Below are 13,676 nucleotides of genomic sequence, written 5' to 3' on the forward strand. Positions count from 1 at the left end.
TTACACCGGGATGGAACCTCGATCACAGCGCATAACGTCACATGTTACCTTTCACGTCATTTGTTTTTAAAACAAGAAGATAGCTGGATAAACTCGCCTGAGGACTGCTAGTTTTATGACCATGACGCACCCCGAGTGCGCGGTTCAATAAGAGAGAAAGCCATGAAACGAGCCGTGAACGCCCTACAAAATTTCGGAAAATCATTGTACGGACCGGTACTTATCTTACCGATCGTCGGTCTGTTTATTGCCTTTGGTAACGTGCTGGGTAACGGTAATCTCGCAGAATACTTGCCGTTTCTGGGACATCCTCTGATTCAGCATATTGGTCAGCTTATCGCGAAATCTGCCGTGTCGGTGCTGGTTAACCTGGCGCTGGTGTTTGCCGTCGGGATCCCGATAGGTCTGGCGACGCGCGATAAAGGCTACGCGGCGCTGATTGGTCTGGTGACCTTCGTGGTGTTCATAAACGCCATGAATGTGACGCTGCAACTGCAGGGTGAACTGGCCCCGGCTGACCAGATGAAAGCCGCCGGGCAAAGCATGGTGCTGGGTGTTCAGGTGCTGGAGATGGGAGTCTTTGCCGGGATCCTGACCGGCGCGCTTTCCGGATACCTGTACAACAAATACTCCGGCGTACAGTTTAACGGCGCGATGGCGATTTACTCCGGCCACTGCTTTGTCGCGATTGTCATGTTGCCCGTCTCTATGCTGCTCGGCGTAGTAATGAGCGAACTCTGGCCGTACGCTCAGCACGGCATTAGCGCCCTGGCGCTGGCTATTAAAGGGTCCGGCCCGTTCGGCGTAGCCATTTACGGTTTCCTTGAGCGCATTCTGGTGCCAACCGGACTGCACCATCTGGTTTATACGCCGTTCCTCTATACCGAGCTGGGCGGCACGCAGGAGGTGTGCGGCGCAACCTATCAGGGCGCCCGCAATATCTACTTTGCCGAGATGGCCTGCCCGGAAGTGAAGCAGCTCAGCAGTACCGTAGTCTGGGATGCGCGTGGCATCAGCAAAATGTTCGGTCTGCCTGCCGCCGCGCTGGCGATGTACATGACCGCAAAGCCGGAGCGTAAAGCCATTGCGAAAGCGATTTTGATCCCGGCGGCGCTGACCTCGCTGCTGGTGGGCGTGACCGAGCCGATTGAGTTCTCCTTCCTGTTCGTCGCTCCGCTGCTGTTTGTGGTGCATGCGGCGCTGACCGGGATCGGCATGATGCTTTTCTCCCTGTTCGGCGTTCATGCCATCGGTGCCAACGGGATTATCGATTTCATCCTCTACAACCTGCCGCTCGGCACGGAGAAGTCCAACTGGCCGATGTATATCGTGGTCGGACTGATCATGTTTGCCCTCTACTTCGTGGTGTTCCGCTTCCTGATCCTGCGCTTCAACATGAAAACGCCGGGGCGTGAGGATGAGGACCAGGAGACGCGCCTTTACAGCAAGCAGGAGTACCAGGCGAAGGGCAATAACGACGGGCTGGGTGAATCCATCGTCGTCGGTCTGGGCGGTCGGGAAAATATAGAGGTAGTGGATAACTGCTACACCCGCTTACGCGTCACGGTGAAGGACGTTGACATCATCGACGAACCGCGCCTGAAGGCGACCGGCGCGAAAGGGATTATCAAGCAAGGTAATAACGTTCAGGTGGTCTACGGGCTGCATGTCAAAAAAATGCGAGAAGCCGTTGAGACGTTTCTCTGAAAGGAGCTAAAGATGTTTACACCCCTATTCATTTTGTCGATTGCCGGCGGCGGTAGCACCTACACGCCGGGTATTGTTAAGAGCCTGATGGTACGCCTGCAGGATTTCCCGCTGGCCGAAATCCGCCTCTATGACATCGACGAGGCGCGTCAGAACACCATTGCGCCCGTTGTCGAGAAGGTCATTCGCGACCACAGTCAGAGCATTAAATTTACCGTCACCAGCGACCCGGAAGTGGCCTTCAGCGGCGCGCACTTCGTCTTCGCCCAGATGCGCGTCGGCCAGTACAAAATGCGCGAGCAGGATGAGAAGATCCCGCTGCGTCACGGCGTGGTCGGCCAGGAGACCTGCGGCCCCGGCGGGCTGGCGTACGGACTGCGCACGATCCTGCCGATGGTCGAACTTATCGATCTGGTGGATCGCTACGCGCATGATAAAGCCTGGATCGTGAACTACTCCAACCCGGCGGCGATCGTCGCTGAGGGCGTGCGCCGCCTGCGTCCTGACGCTCGGGTGCTGAACATCTGCGATATGCCAGTCGCCGCGATGCGCAATATGGGCGCCATTCTGGGCGTGGATCGCCGCAAACTGGAGGTGGACTACTTCGGCCTGAACCACTTCGGCTGGTTTACTCGCGTGCTGGTGGACGGCGAGGACAAGCTGCCGGAGCTGCGCAAGCATATCGCGAAGTTTGGCCTGCTGACGGAAGATGCGGCCAAAACCGACCCGCAGCATTCCGATCCATCCTGGGTAAAAACCTGGCGCAATATCAAGCCGATTATGGATAACTTCCCGGAGTATCTGCCGAACCCGTATCTGCAGTACTACCTGATGCCGAACCAGATTGTGGAGCATCAGAACCCGGACTATACCCGCGCCAACGAAGTGATGAACGGGCGTGAGAAAAAGCTGTTCGCCGCAGCCGAAGAATATAAGCGCACCGGGATCCTGCCGGATGCCTTCCACGTAGGCGTTCACGGCGAGTTTATCGTTGACGTCGCCTGCTCGCTGGCCTTTAACCTGCGCCAACGACATCTGGTGATGGTGGAAAACCGCGGGGCGATTACTAATCTGCCATACGATGCGGTGGTGGAAGTGCCTGCCTATATCACTTCCGAAGGGCCGGAGCCGGTTCGCATCGGTCAGGTGCCGCTGTTCCATCAGACCCTTTTGCAACAGCAGCTCGCCTCTGAACAGCTGCTGGTGGAAGCAACCATTGAAGGGAGCTATGAGAAAGCCCTGCAGGCGTTTACCCTCAACCGCACCGTGCCGACTATGGAGCATGCGAAATCGATTCTGGATGAGATGATCGAGGCCAACCGCGACTACTGGCCTGCGCTGCAAAAAGCCTGGCAGGACGGCGAAACGGTGAAAAAATAGGGGCTTGCTCGCGAGTTGAACGTGGTTTGCTTGTCGGTGTCAGAAAAAACACCGACAATCCTTTTTTACGGAAAAAAATGGAGGCAACCCATGTCCACCTCATATTTTGTCGCCGCCGACTGGCTGATTGAGCACGGTGACGATCCGGAAGTCCAGATTATTGACGCGCGTATGGCCCCGCCGGGGCAAGAACATCGTGACGTACCCGGTGAATACCGTGCCGGACATCTGCCTGGCGCGGTATTTTTTGATATCGAAGCCCTCTCCGATCATACCTCTCCCCTGCCGCACATGTTGCCGCGCCCGGAAGCGTTTTCTGTGGCGATGCGCGAGCTGGGCGTCAGCAAAGATAAACACCTTGTTGTTTACGATGAAGGTAACCTCTTCTCCGCGCCGCGCGCGTGGTGGATGCTGAAACAGTTTGGCGTGGAAAAAGTCTCGATTCTGGCGGGCGGTCTTGCAGGCTGGAAGCGTGACGAGCTGCCGCTACAGCAGGGCGACGTGAAGCTGCCGGAAGGGGAATTCGATGCCACGTTCGACGCTAACGTGGTGAAGCGCCTGACCGACGTGCTGGTCGTGAGTCACGAAAAGACGGCGCAAATCGTCGATGCCCGCCCCGCCCCGCGCTTTAATGCCGAAGCGGATGAACCGCGTCCGGGGCTGAAACGCGGACATATCCCGGGGGCGCTGAACGTGCCGTGGGGGGACCTGGTGTTTGAGGGCGAGCTGAAAACCACCGACGAGCTGCGCGCCATTTTTGACCGTGCAGGCGTGGATTTACAGCGTCCGGTTATTGCCAGCTGCGGCTCCGGCGTGACGGCCTGCGTGGTGATCCTGGCGCTCGCCACGCTCGGCGCGAACGACGTCACGCTTTACGACGGCGCCTGGAGCGAATGGGGTGCACGTGACGACCTGCCGGTAGAACCCGCGAAATAATGGATAACCGCCTGGCCACGCTGTTAACGCGCGGGGCGTCGCTGACCCGCGCGGAGTATCGCGTCCTCGCCCACCTCACGGAGCATCCGCTGCTGGTGGGCAACATCACGGTGCGCGAGCTGGCGCAGGCGACGTTCGTTTCTACCGCCACCATCATCCGTCTGTGTCAGACGCTGGGGTTCAGCGGCTTTAGCGAATTTATCTGGCACTGCAAGCAGTTGCTCTCCGACACGCCGCATATTGCCGCTCAGGGGCAGTCCCTTCCTGAGCTCCCGGCGCTGTTTAACCAGTTTATCGCTAACTATCAGCACACCTTTCAGTGGGTCACGCAGGAGAAGCGCCAGCAGTTTGCCGACCTGCTGCGCCAGAAAGAGAGCTTCTTTCTCTACGGGGCCGGGTTTTCTTATCTTTTTGCCGAGTACCTGACCAAGAAATTGCAGGTACTGGGTAAAACAGCGTTCATCTCCGGGCCGGGGGACAGCCGGAATATTTTCCTCAGCAACGCCGCGCGCTATCAGGTATTTATCGCCGTTTCGCGCAGCGGCGAAACGGAGCAGGTGCTGGATAAAGCGCGAATTGCCAAAAACGTCGGTATGACGATCGTTGCCTTTACCCGCGCCTCGGCCAATACGCTGGCAGGAATGGCGGACGTGCACTTTGCGCTGTATGACGAAGCGGTGCACTTCGCCGCCGAAGCCGCAGGCGTGACGTCGTTTGAGTCGAATCTGGTGCTGCTGATGGATTTACTGCTGCTGGAAGCAACGGGGTGACATTCACCCCGCCGTAATCAGATGATGCGGTTGGTCTTGAGATCGCGCAGGAAGCCGCCCCAGCGACGCTCGTAGAACGGGGTGATGTGCTCGGTAATAAAGTGGCTGATGCCCTTCTCACCTTTCTTCACCTGGCAGATATCAATGGGCTCATCGCCCGGGAGCGTGTCGGTCGCCACGCTTCCCGCCGCCTGAATAATCTCATCAATATCGCCGTCGGCCTCAATCCCAATCAGCAGAACAGGCTTTTCGTCAGCGCTCTCTTTGATGGAGCAGAGGAACGCGCGTTTTACCGGCTTGATGGTTTTAAACAGCGTGGTCAGGGAGTCAATCATCTGCGCGGGCGGCTCGGCCACTTCAGACAGCAGCAGCGTTTCGCCCCCTTCCAGCACCTCCTGAGTGCTGAGCGGGTTGCCCTCGTCACCAATCAGGTGGCTGATTTCGCGCGGCGTAAACTCTTTCCCGGTCGGCAGTTTGGCGTTGAGGAACAGCGTCTGCCCCAGGGTCATTTCGAACAACGTGCGCACCGGCATCACCACGAACGCCTGTTCGTCTTCTACCGCTTCCTGCAAGGCCTCGAGCGAAGTAAAGAACGGGATCACCGAGGTGCCGTCGTCTTTCTCCCAGTGCAGCAGATCCAGCGCGCTGTCTTCGACAACCTGCTCCCCTTCCGCCGCGGTGCCCGGCACCCAGACGGTGGATTCCAGCAGCGTGCGGAAAAAGGCCGGACGGTGGGCGGGTTCGGTCGCCGCCTGCTCCAGCAGGGTTTCTAATTCGTTTTTGGTTTCTGACATAACAATTCCAGATGATGCATTTCCCCCTCACCCTAACCCTCTCCCCAAAGGGGAGAGGGAATTTGAACACCCTCTCCCCTTTGGGGAGAGGGCTGGGGTGAGGGGCAACGATTACTCAGCCGTCAGCAGGTTCGCCACGGTACGCACGCCCAGACCGGTCGCACCCGCAGACCACTGTTCAACCGCCGCTTTACGGTAGGTTGCGGAGCAGTCAATGTGCAGCCAGCCTTCATGGTAGTTCTCAACGAAGTGAGACAGGAAGCCTGCTGCGGTGCTTGCCCCCGCCGGGTACGCCGCGCTCGCAGTGTTGTTCAGCTCGGCGAAGTTAGACGGCAGCTGGCTGCGGTGGAACTCGGCCAGCGGCAGACGCCAGAACGGTTCGTTTTCCGCAGCGGCGCTTGCCAGCAGGCGTGCGGCCAGCTTGTCGTCGAAGCTGAACAGCGCGTGGTAGTCATTACCCAGGGCGGTTTTCGCCGCGCCGGTCAGGGTCGCCATGTCGATAATCAGCTCCGGCTTCTGGGCAGAGGCGTCGATCAGGCCATCGGCCAGCACCAGACGGCCTTCGGCATCGGTGTTCATCACTTCGACGTTTTTACCGTTGCGGTAGCGAATGATGTCGCCCAGCTTGAAGGCGTTACCGCTCACCATGTTATCCGCACAGCACAGGTAGAGCTTCACGCGCTTGTTCAGACCGCGCGTAATGGCAAACGCCAGCGCGCCGGTGATGGTTGCCGCGCCGCCCATGTCGGACTTCATGGAGTCCATGAACGCGCTCTGCTTCAGGCTGTAGCCGCCGGTATCGAAGGTAATGCCTTTACCCACCAGACAGGCAAAGACAGGTGCTTCTTTATCGCCGGTTGGGTTGTAGTCCAGCGCCAGCAGGACCGGAGGACGCTCAGAACCACGGCCTACGGTATGGATGCCCATGTAGTTCTGCTCGCGCAGGTCTTCACCTTTGGTGATGCGGTAAGACATCTTATCGCCTGCCACGCCGCACAGCAGGTCAACCGCGCGCTGCGCCAGCTGTTCCGGGCCTAACTCTTCCGCCGGGGCGTTGATGGTGTCGCGCACCCAGTCGATAATTTGCAGGCGGCTTTCCAGCTCTTTTTGACCGGCTTCGTCGAGGTTCGCCCACTCAATCTTGCGGGTGCCTTTCGGGCCTTTGTAGCCAGCCCAGAATGCCCAGCTGCGATCGGTGTCCCAGCCTTCGCCTTCCAGAGACACATGCTTAATGCCCAGGCCGTCAATTTTACGCGCGGCGCGCTGGATCAAACCTAAATCATCTTTGCCCGTCAGGTGCAGGGTAATACCGTCGTTGTTGATGCTGTACGTGGCTTTCTCGCCCCAGCGCGCGTCAGCAGGCTGCGTGGAGAGCGTAATCTTCATCGCTTCGGTCATTTTATTTATCCTTATTAGCAAACGGGCCGCCTGAAGGCAGCCCGTTAAGTGATTTACTCTGCTTCATCTAACCAGACTAACAGAATCGCCTCCAGAATTTTTTCATTGGATGCGTTTGGATCGTCGTCGAAATCCTCTAAATCGCAGATCCACTGATGCATGTCGGTGAATCGTACGGTCTTCGGATCGAGATCCGGGTTCGCGTCGTAGAGCGCTTCGCCGATTTCACGGCTGTCTGTCCACTTCAGTCCCATATCAATGCTCGCGTGCGTGGTTGATGGTGTAGCGTGGGAATTCCACAACCAGATCTTCATCGGTCACCGCGGCCTGGCAGCTCAGGCGGCTGTCTGGCTCCAGTCCCCATGCTTTATCCAGCATGTCGTCTTCGTCTTCGGTGCTCTCGGCGAGAGAGTCGAAACCTTCACGCACGATGCAGTGGCAGGTGGTGCAGGCACAAGATTTTTCACAGGCGTGTTCCACTTCGATACCAGCACGCAGGGCTACATCGAGAATGGTTTCACCGGTCTTCGCTTCCAGAACAGCGCCATCCGGACAGAGGTCCGCATGAGGCAAAATAACAATCTTTGGCATATTAAACCTCGTCCACGGACTGGCCTTTCAGCGCGACGCGGACAGATTTGTCCATGCGGCGAGCAGCGAAGTCCTGGGTTTGTTTATCAACGTTTTTAATGGCTTCTTCTATTGCGTCAGCGTCATTGCCTTCGGCGACCTCGCTTAAGCACGCGGCAGCCTCGTCAATGACCTGACGCTCAGCGGCGCTTAACAGCGCGGCATCGGCAGCGAGCGCGCCGTTCAGGCTCTCCAGCACGCGTGCGGCTTCAACCTTTTGTTCAGCCAGCATACGCGCCTTCACATCCTGCTCGGCGTAGCTCATTGAGTCCTGAATCATGGAGGCGATTTCGCCATCGGTCAGGCCGTAGGACGGCTTCACCTGAATGGACGATTCCACCCCGGTCGATTTTTCCATCGCCGTGACGCTCAGCAGGCCGTCCGCATCCACCTGGAAAGTGACGCGAATATGCGCCCCGCCAGCAGGCAGCGCCGGAATACCGCGCAGCGCAAAGCGCGCCAGAGAGCGGCAGTCCTGCACCAGCTCGCGTTCGCCCTGCATCACGTGGATGGACATTGCGGTCTGGCCGTCTTTAAATGTGGTGAACTCCTGCGCGCGCGCCACCGGAATGGTGGTGTTACGCGGGATCACTTTCTCCACCAGGCCGCCCATGGTTTCTAACCCCAGCGACAGCGGAATGACGTCCAGCAGCAGCATTTCGCTGTCCGGCTTGTTGCCGACCAGAATATCGGCCTGGATTGCGGCCCCCACGGCAACCACTTTGTCCGGGTCGATGGAGGTCAGCGGCGTGCGGCCAAAGAATTCGCCCACGCGCTCGCGCACCAGCGGCACGCGGGTCGAACCGCCCACCATGACCACTTCCAGCACCTCGTTAGCCTCAACGCCCGCATCTTTCAGCGCGCGACGGCAGGCCATCAGGGTGCGTTTAACCAGAGGCGCAATCAGTTCGCTGAACTGGTCGCGGGTGATGTCACCCTGCCAGCCCGCAACATTTACGGTAACCGTCTGCGCATCGCTCAGGGCGATTTTGGCGTCGATGGCGGCATCCAGCAGTTCACGCTGCACGCGCGCATCGCTACGATCGCTGATGCCCGCCTGCTCGCGAATGTAGTCCGCCAGCAGATGGTCGAAGTCATCGCCGCCCAGCGCGGAATCCCCGCCGGTCGCCAGCACTTCAAACACCCCGCGGCTTAAGCGCAGGATGGAGATATCAAAGGTACCGCCGCCGAGGTCGTAAACCGCAATCACCCCTTCCTGACCGGAGTCGAGGCCGTAGGCAATCGCCGCCGCCGTCGGTTCGTTCAGCAGGCGCAGCACATGCAGGCCCGCCAGACGCGCGGCGTCTTTGGTGCCCTGACGCTGTGCATCGTCGAAGTAGGCCGGAACGGTGATTACCACGCCGTCGAGATCGCCGCCGAGCGTCGCCGTGGCGCGCGCCGCCAGCGCTTTGAGGATGTCAGCGGAAACGCGAATCGGGTTCAGCAGACCGGCAGACGTCGCGATCATCGGCAGGCCGTTTTCGCTGGCCTGGAGCTGATACGGCAGATGCGGGTAACGGGTCTGGATATCAGCCAGCGAGCGGCCCATCATGCGCTTAACCGAGCTGATGGTATTGGCCGGATCGCGTGCGGCATTAGCGCGGGCATCAAACCCGACCGCGTGACCCTGCTGCTGGTAGTGGACCACGGAAGGCAGCAGATGGCGCCCCTGCTCGTCAGCCAGCGTTTCCGCCTGGCCGCTACGCACGGTCGCCACGAGAGAATTGGTGGTGCCCAGATCAATACCGACCGCCAGACGACGCTGGTGCGGTGCGGCGCTTAAGCCTGGCTCACTAATTTGTAATAAGGCCATAATTGCTTCCGAAATTAAAAATCGAGCAGCTTTTCTTCGAGTTGTTCAGCACTGCTTCGCAGTTTATCGAGAAAACGGAGTTTGCGCACAGTGTCTGCCGCCACGTCCCAGGTCTCGTTGTTCAGTTGCTCCACCATCTGCTGATGGCGGGTATCGAACATGCCCTTTACGCGCGTGATAAAGCTTTCCAGGCGCGCTTCGTCTTTAGCCTGTTCAATTTCATCCAGCTCTTCGCGGAGCTCCAGCTGTTCCATCAGAAACGCGGTGTCGCGCACGGTGTGCTGTTCGCTCGCCAGGTCGAAACCGTGCAGTGAAAGCAGGTACTCGGCACGGCTCAGCGGATGGCGCAGCGTCTGCCAGGCCTGGTTGATGGTTGCGGAGTGTGATACCGCAGCCAGCTGCTCTGCCTGCGTCCCGCTGGCGAATTTATCCGGATGGTACTGACGCTGGAGATCCTGAAAACGGACCGTCAGCGCCTGGAGATCGATCGGGTATTGAGCGGGTAGTCCGAAGAGAGTGAAGTAATCCATAACAATCTCAGGGGTAGCCTGTTAGAACAAACCCCACGCGTGACAAAGCCACGGTGGGGTTTCGGATGACGCGCGGTTAAACGTGGAAGCTTTCGCCGCAACCACACTCGTCTTTGACGTTCGGGTTCGTGAATTTGAACCCTTCGTTCAGGCCTTCTTTAACGAAGTCCAGCTGAGTGCCGTTGAGGAATTGCAGGCTTTTGCCATCGACCACCACCTTCACGCCCTTGTCTTCAAACACGGTGTCATCAGACGCCGGCTCGTCAACAAACTCCAGTACGTAAGCCATACCAGAACAGCCGGAGGTACGTACGCCCAGTCGCAGGCCAAAGCCTTTACCACGGTTCGCCAGAAAAGAGCTTACTCGCGCGGCAGCGCTGTCGCTAAGGGTAATCGACATACTCAAACCTCAATTATTTTGCTTCACGTTTGCTTTTGTAATCCGCAATGGCGGCTTTGATCGCGTCTTCTGCCAGAATTGAGCAGTGAATTTTCACCGGCGGCAGTTCGAGTTCTTCAGCAATATCCGTGTTCTTGATTGCCTGTGCTTCGTCCAGAGACTTGCCCTTCACCCATTCGGTGACCAGGGAGCTGGAAGCGATAGCAGAACCGCAGCCGTAGGTCTTGAAGCGCGCGTCTTCAATGATACCTTCATTGTTGACTTTAATCTGCAACTTCATCACGTCGCCACACGCTGGCGCGCCAACCATACCGCTACCGACAGATTCATCGCTGTTGTCAAAAGAGCCAACGTTGCGCGGGTTTTCGTAATGATCGATGACTTTTTCGCTGTATGCCATGATTGAATTCTCCTTATGTACCGATTAGTGATGTGACCATTCAATGCTGTTCAGATCCACGCCCTGCTTGAACATTTCCCACAGTGGAGAAAGGTCACGCAGACGGCCAATGGAGTTACGAACCAGTTTGATGGTGTAGTCAATCTCTTCTTCGGTAGTAAAACGACCTAAAGAGAAACGGATAGAGCTGTGTGCCAGCTCGTCAGTCATACCCAGCGCGCGCAGCACGTAGGATGGCTCCAGGCTTGCAGACGTACAGGCAGAACCGGAAGAAACGGCCAGGTCTTTCAGCGCCATGATCAGCGACTCGCCTTCAACATAGTTGAAGCTGACGTTGAGGATGTTTGGCGCGCCCTGCTCGAGATCGCCGTTCAGATACACTTCTTCCATATCTTTCACGCCGTCCCACAGACGGTTACGCAGCGTACGCAGGCGTGCCATCTCGGTTTCCATCTCTTCTTTCGCGATGCGATACGCTTCGCCCATGCCCACGATCTGGTGAACAGGCAGCGTACCGGAACGCATGCCGCGCTCGTGACCACCGCCGTGCATCTGTGCTTCGATGCGGATACGTGGCTTACGACGAACGTACAGCGCGCCGATACCTTTCGGGCCATAGATTTTGTGGCCGGAGAAGGACATCAGGTCCACTTTCAGCTGGCTCAGGTCGATAGGCAGTTTGCCCACGCTCTGGGTCGCATCCACGTGGTAGATGATGCCGCGCGCACGGCACATTTCGCCGATGGTTGCGATGTCCTGAACGACGCCGATTTCGTTGTTAACGTGCATGATGGAAACCAGGATGGTGTCATCACGCATGGCCGCTTCGAGCTCTTTCAGGTCGATGATCCCGTTGCTCTGTGGCGCCAGGTACGTCACCTCGAACCCTTCACGCTCCAGCTGGCGACAGGTGTCCAGCACGGCTTTGTGTTCGGTTTTGCTGGTGATGATGTGCTTGCCTTTTTTCTGATAAAAGTTGGCTGCACCTTTGATCGCCAGGTTGTCGGATTCGGTCGCACCGGAGGTGAAAACAATCTCACGCGGGTCGGCACCCACCAGGTCAGCAATCTGATTACGGGCGATATCGACCGCCTCTTCAGCATGCCAGCCAAAACGGTGTGAACGGGAAGCTGGGTTACCAAAGTTTCCGTCCAGGGTCAGACACTGCATCATTTTCTCGGCAACACGCGGGTCCACCGGCGTGGTTGCGGAGTAGTCGAGATAAATCGGTAATTTCATTGCTCTATAAACTCCGTACATCGCTTCAATGCAAGGAATCAGGCAACCGGCTGGATGTACGACCGAGTACGCGGGGTGTTATCACCCCGGCCTGATTCTGAAATACTTATCGTTTTATTACGCGCGTAATTTGACGTCGATAGCGTCCTGCGCGCGGGTGCTGCGTTGTGAATCCTGACTGTGCTGACGACCAGAGACATCCAGAACTTCCTGGTTATTAACCAGTTCACCCAGGGTGATGTTGTTCAGGAAGCCTGTGAGGCGGTCGCTCAGATCGCGCCACAGCGCGTGAGTCAGGCATTTATCGCCGCCCTGGCAGCCGCCTTTACCCTGGCAACGGGTCGCGTCAACGGATTCGTCAACCGCGCTAATGACTTCGCCAACCGCAATACTGCCCGCGTCTTTCCCCAGCAGATAACCGCCGCCCGGGCCACGAACGCTGGACACCAGTCCATTTTTACGCAGTCTGGAGAACAGCTGTTCCAGGTAAGAGAGGGAAATCCCTTGTCGTTCAGAAATATCAGCCAACGGAACCGGGCCCGCTTCAGAGTTGAGCGCAACGTCCAGCATCGCGGTCACGGCATAACGCCCTTTAGATGTCAGTCTCATGTCTTACTTAACCTCAAACTCGCCCCTGCCCGGGGTTTTTTATTGTAAAATGGGGGTATTGCATAGCAGGGCCAAGTCTGACATTCCTGACTAAAATGGTCAACTATTTACTTGACTGTTTTAGTCAGGTATTTAACCTTCCGTGCCGTATTGCCGGGGTGCGGCCTGATGCCCTCACCCCGGCCCTCTCCCACGGGGAGAGGGGGAAATCGACACTACGCTTTATTCTTCTGCTCAATCGACGCCAGAATTCCGCGCAGGATGTTCAGCTCCTGACTTTCCGGGCGCGCGCGGGTAAACATACGGCGCAGCTTGTTCATCACCTGACCAGGATGGCCTTCGCGGATAAAGCCGGTGGCGAGCAACGTCTGCTCCAGGTGACCATAGAAACGCTCAAGGTCGTCCACCAGCGGGTAAGCCGTCTCTTCTTTCGGTTCGACCGGTTTCTCCTGCGTCGCCAGCCACGCCATACGCACTTCATAGGCGATAACCTGCACCGCCATCGCCAGGTTCAGCGAACTGTATTCCGGGTTGGCGGCAATCGCGACGTGGTAGTGGCACTTCTGCAGTTCGTCGTTGGTCAGGCCAACGCGCTCGCGGCCAAACACCAACGCAACCGGCGCCTGCTCTGCTTCTGAGACGCTTTTCAGACCGCATTCACGCGGATCCAGCATCGGCCACGGCAGCGTACGGGAGCGCGCGCTGGTGCCGACAACAAGGCTGCAGCCGGCCAGCGCTTCGTCGAGGGTATCGACGATCTGGGCGTTGCCGATCACGTCGCTGGCACCGGCCGCCAGGGCGATAGCCTGGGAGTCGGGCTTCACCAGCGGATTAACCAGCCACAGGTTCGTTAAGCCCATGGTTTTCATAGCGCGGGCAACGGAGCCCATGTTGCCGGTGTGCGATGTTTCGACCAGCACGATTCGAATGTTTTGCAGCATAATTTTTAGATGTCTGGATTCAGTGTCTGAAGAATATTCGGGCATATTATCATAAACGGGAGACATAATCCGATCCCGCTGCTATACTCTGCGCCGATTTTCCTGTTCTTTAACATCCAGTGAGAGAGA

General features: G+C 57.7%; 15 protein-coding genes. 4 read left to right on the forward strand and 11 right to left on the reverse strand.

The window, feature by feature from the left end; all coding sequences use genetic code 11:
* Window positions 1-162 precede the first annotated feature (162 nt).
* The 4 genes from ACWKXT_RS12740 (at window position 163) to ACWKXT_RS12755 (ending at window position 4,793) form a co-directional block, all read left to right on the forward strand.
* Window positions 163-1,707: a PTS transporter subunit EIIC gene (locus tag ACWKXT_RS12740; RefSeq protein ID WP_454529297.1), complete on the forward strand. Its 1,545-nt coding sequence runs from the start codon at window positions 163-165 to the stop codon at window positions 1,705-1,707.
* Between the two features lie 12 nt (window positions 1,708-1,719).
* A complete protein-coding gene (locus tag ACWKXT_RS12745) occupies window positions 1,720-3,087 on the forward strand; it encodes a 6-phospho-alpha-glucosidase (RefSeq protein ID WP_454532583.1) in 1,368 nt (455 codons plus the stop codon).
* A gap of 90 nt (window positions 3,088-3,177) precedes the next feature.
* Window positions 3,178-4,023, forward strand: a complete 846-nt coding sequence (gene sseA / locus ACWKXT_RS12750) for a 3-mercaptopyruvate sulfurtransferase (RefSeq protein WP_454532584.1) — start codon at window positions 3,178-3,180, stop codon at window positions 4,021-4,023.
* Window positions 4,023-4,793, forward strand: coding sequence for a MurR/RpiR family transcriptional regulator (locus ACWKXT_RS12755; protein ID WP_454532585.1), 771 nt, complete (start codon window positions 4,023-4,025; stop codon window positions 4,791-4,793). Before sseA ends, ACWKXT_RS12755 begins: the two co-directional genes overlap by 1 nt.
* 17 nt (window positions 4,794-4,810) lie before the next feature.
* On the opposite strand, the gene sseB is transcribed toward ACWKXT_RS12755, so the two are convergent.
* From sseB to trmJ, 11 genes are all read right to left on the reverse strand, one after another.
* Window positions 4,811-5,587 carry an enhanced serine sensitivity protein SseB gene (gene sseB, locus ACWKXT_RS12760; protein WP_023325069.1) on the reverse strand — a complete coding sequence of 259 codons (777 nt, stop codon included), beginning with the start codon at window positions 5,585-5,587 and terminating at the stop codon, window positions 4,811-4,813.
* 111 nt (window positions 5,588-5,698) lie between these two features.
* A complete protein-coding gene (gene pepB, locus ACWKXT_RS12765; protein WP_061097387.1) occupies window positions 5,699-6,985 on the reverse strand; it encodes an aminopeptidase PepB in 1,287 nt (428 codons plus the stop codon).
* A 53-nt stretch (window positions 6,986-7,038) separates the two neighbouring features.
* Window positions 7,039-7,239 (reverse strand): Fe-S cluster assembly protein IscX, encoded by a 201-nt coding sequence (iscX, locus tag ACWKXT_RS12770; RefSeq protein ID WP_003860650.1) that lies wholly within the window; start codon window positions 7,237-7,239, stop codon window positions 7,039-7,041.
* Window position 7,240: 1 nt separating this feature from the next.
* Window positions 7,241-7,576 carry an ISC system 2Fe-2S type ferredoxin gene (fdx, locus tag ACWKXT_RS12775; protein ID WP_003860652.1) on the reverse strand — a complete coding sequence of 112 codons (336 nt, stop codon included), beginning with the start codon at window positions 7,574-7,576 and terminating at the stop codon, window positions 7,241-7,243.
* 1 nt (window position 7,577) lies between these two features.
* Window positions 7,578-9,428: a Fe-S protein assembly chaperone HscA gene (gene hscA / locus ACWKXT_RS12780; protein WP_454532586.1), complete on the reverse strand. Its 1,851-nt coding sequence runs from the start codon at window positions 9,426-9,428 to the stop codon at window positions 7,578-7,580.
* 14 nt (window positions 9,429-9,442) lie between these two features.
* On the reverse strand, window positions 9,443-9,958 hold the full coding sequence (hscB, locus tag ACWKXT_RS12785) for a co-chaperone HscB (protein WP_454532587.1): 516 nt from the start codon (window positions 9,956-9,958) through the stop codon (window positions 9,443-9,445).
* Between the two features lie 76 nt (window positions 9,959-10,034).
* Window positions 10,035-10,358, reverse strand: a complete 324-nt coding sequence (iscA, locus tag ACWKXT_RS12790; protein WP_003860659.1) for an iron-sulfur cluster assembly protein IscA — start codon at window positions 10,356-10,358, stop codon at window positions 10,035-10,037.
* Window positions 10,359-10,371: 13 nt separating this feature from the next.
* Window positions 10,372-10,758 (reverse strand): Fe-S cluster assembly scaffold IscU, encoded by a 387-nt coding sequence (gene iscU / locus ACWKXT_RS12795; RefSeq protein WP_003860661.1) that lies wholly within the window; start codon window positions 10,756-10,758, stop codon window positions 10,372-10,374.
* Window positions 10,759-10,782: 24 nt separating this feature from the next.
* The gene (iscS, locus tag ACWKXT_RS12800; RefSeq protein ID WP_003860663.1) at window positions 10,783-11,997 is read right to left on the reverse strand and encodes a cysteine desulfurase; all 1,215 of its coding nucleotides are present in this window, start codon (window positions 11,995-11,997) and stop codon (window positions 10,783-10,785) included.
* 117 nt (window positions 11,998-12,114) lie between these two features.
* A complete protein-coding gene (iscR, locus tag ACWKXT_RS12805) occupies window positions 12,115-12,606 on the reverse strand; it encodes a Fe-S cluster assembly transcriptional regulator IscR (protein ID WP_024908641.1) in 492 nt (163 codons plus the stop codon).
* 215 nt (window positions 12,607-12,821) lie between these two features.
* Window positions 12,822-13,547, reverse strand: a complete 726-nt coding sequence (gene trmJ, locus ACWKXT_RS12810) for a tRNA (cytosine(32)/uridine(32)-2'-O)-methyltransferase TrmJ (RefSeq protein ID WP_454532588.1) — start codon at window positions 13,545-13,547, stop codon at window positions 12,822-12,824.
* Window positions 13,548-13,676 lie beyond the last annotated feature (129 nt).

It is taken from the genome of Enterobacter sp. UPMP701 (genome assembly GCF_053709515.1).

Coding starts and splice junctions, on each gene's coding strand:
- ACWKXT_RS12740 (WP_454529297.1), top strand. CDS start 163: ATGAAACGAGCCGTGAACGCCCTACAAAATTTCGGAAAATCATTGTAC.
- ACWKXT_RS12745 (WP_454532583.1), top strand. CDS start 1,720: ATGTTTACACCCCTATTCATTTTGTCGATTGCCGGCGGCGGTAGCACC.
- sseA (WP_454532584.1), top strand. CDS start 3,178: ATGTCCACCTCATATTTTGTCGCCGCCGACTGGCTGATTGAGCACGGT.
- ACWKXT_RS12755 (WP_454532585.1), top strand. CDS start 4,023: ATGGATAACCGCCTGGCCACGCTGTTAACGCGCGGGGCGTCGCTGACC.
- sseB (WP_023325069.1), bottom strand. CDS start 5,587: ATGTCAGAAACCAAAAACGAATTAGAAACCCTGCTGGAGCAGGCGGCG.
- pepB (WP_061097387.1), bottom strand. CDS start 6,985: ATGACCGAAGCGATGAAGATTACGCTCTCCACGCAGCCTGCTGACGCG.
- iscX (WP_003860650.1), bottom strand. CDS start 7,239: ATGGGACTGAAGTGGACAGACAGCCGTGAAATCGGCGAAGCGCTCTAC.
- fdx (WP_003860652.1), bottom strand. CDS start 7,576: ATGCCAAAGATTGTTATTTTGCCTCATGCGGACCTCTGTCCGGATGGC.
- hscA (WP_454532586.1), bottom strand. CDS start 9,428: ATGGCCTTATTACAAATTAGTGAGCCAGGCTTAAGCGCCGCACCGCAC.
- hscB (WP_454532587.1), bottom strand. CDS start 9,958: ATGGATTACTTCACTCTCTTCGGACTACCCGCTCAATACCCGATCGAT.
- iscA (WP_003860659.1), bottom strand. CDS start 10,358: ATGTCGATTACCCTTAGCGACAGCGCTGCCGCGCGAGTAAGCTCTTTT.
- iscU (WP_003860661.1), bottom strand. CDS start 10,758: ATGGCATACAGCGAAAAAGTCATCGATCATTACGAAAACCCGCGCAAC.
- iscS (WP_003860663.1), bottom strand. CDS start 11,997: ATGAAATTACCGATTTATCTCGACTACTCCGCAACCACGCCGGTGGAC.
- iscR (WP_024908641.1), bottom strand. CDS start 12,606: ATGAGACTGACATCTAAAGGGCGTTATGCCGTGACCGCGATGCTGGAC.
- trmJ (WP_454532588.1), bottom strand. CDS start 13,547: ATGCTGCAAAACATTCGAATCGTGCTGGTCGAAACATCGCACACCGGC.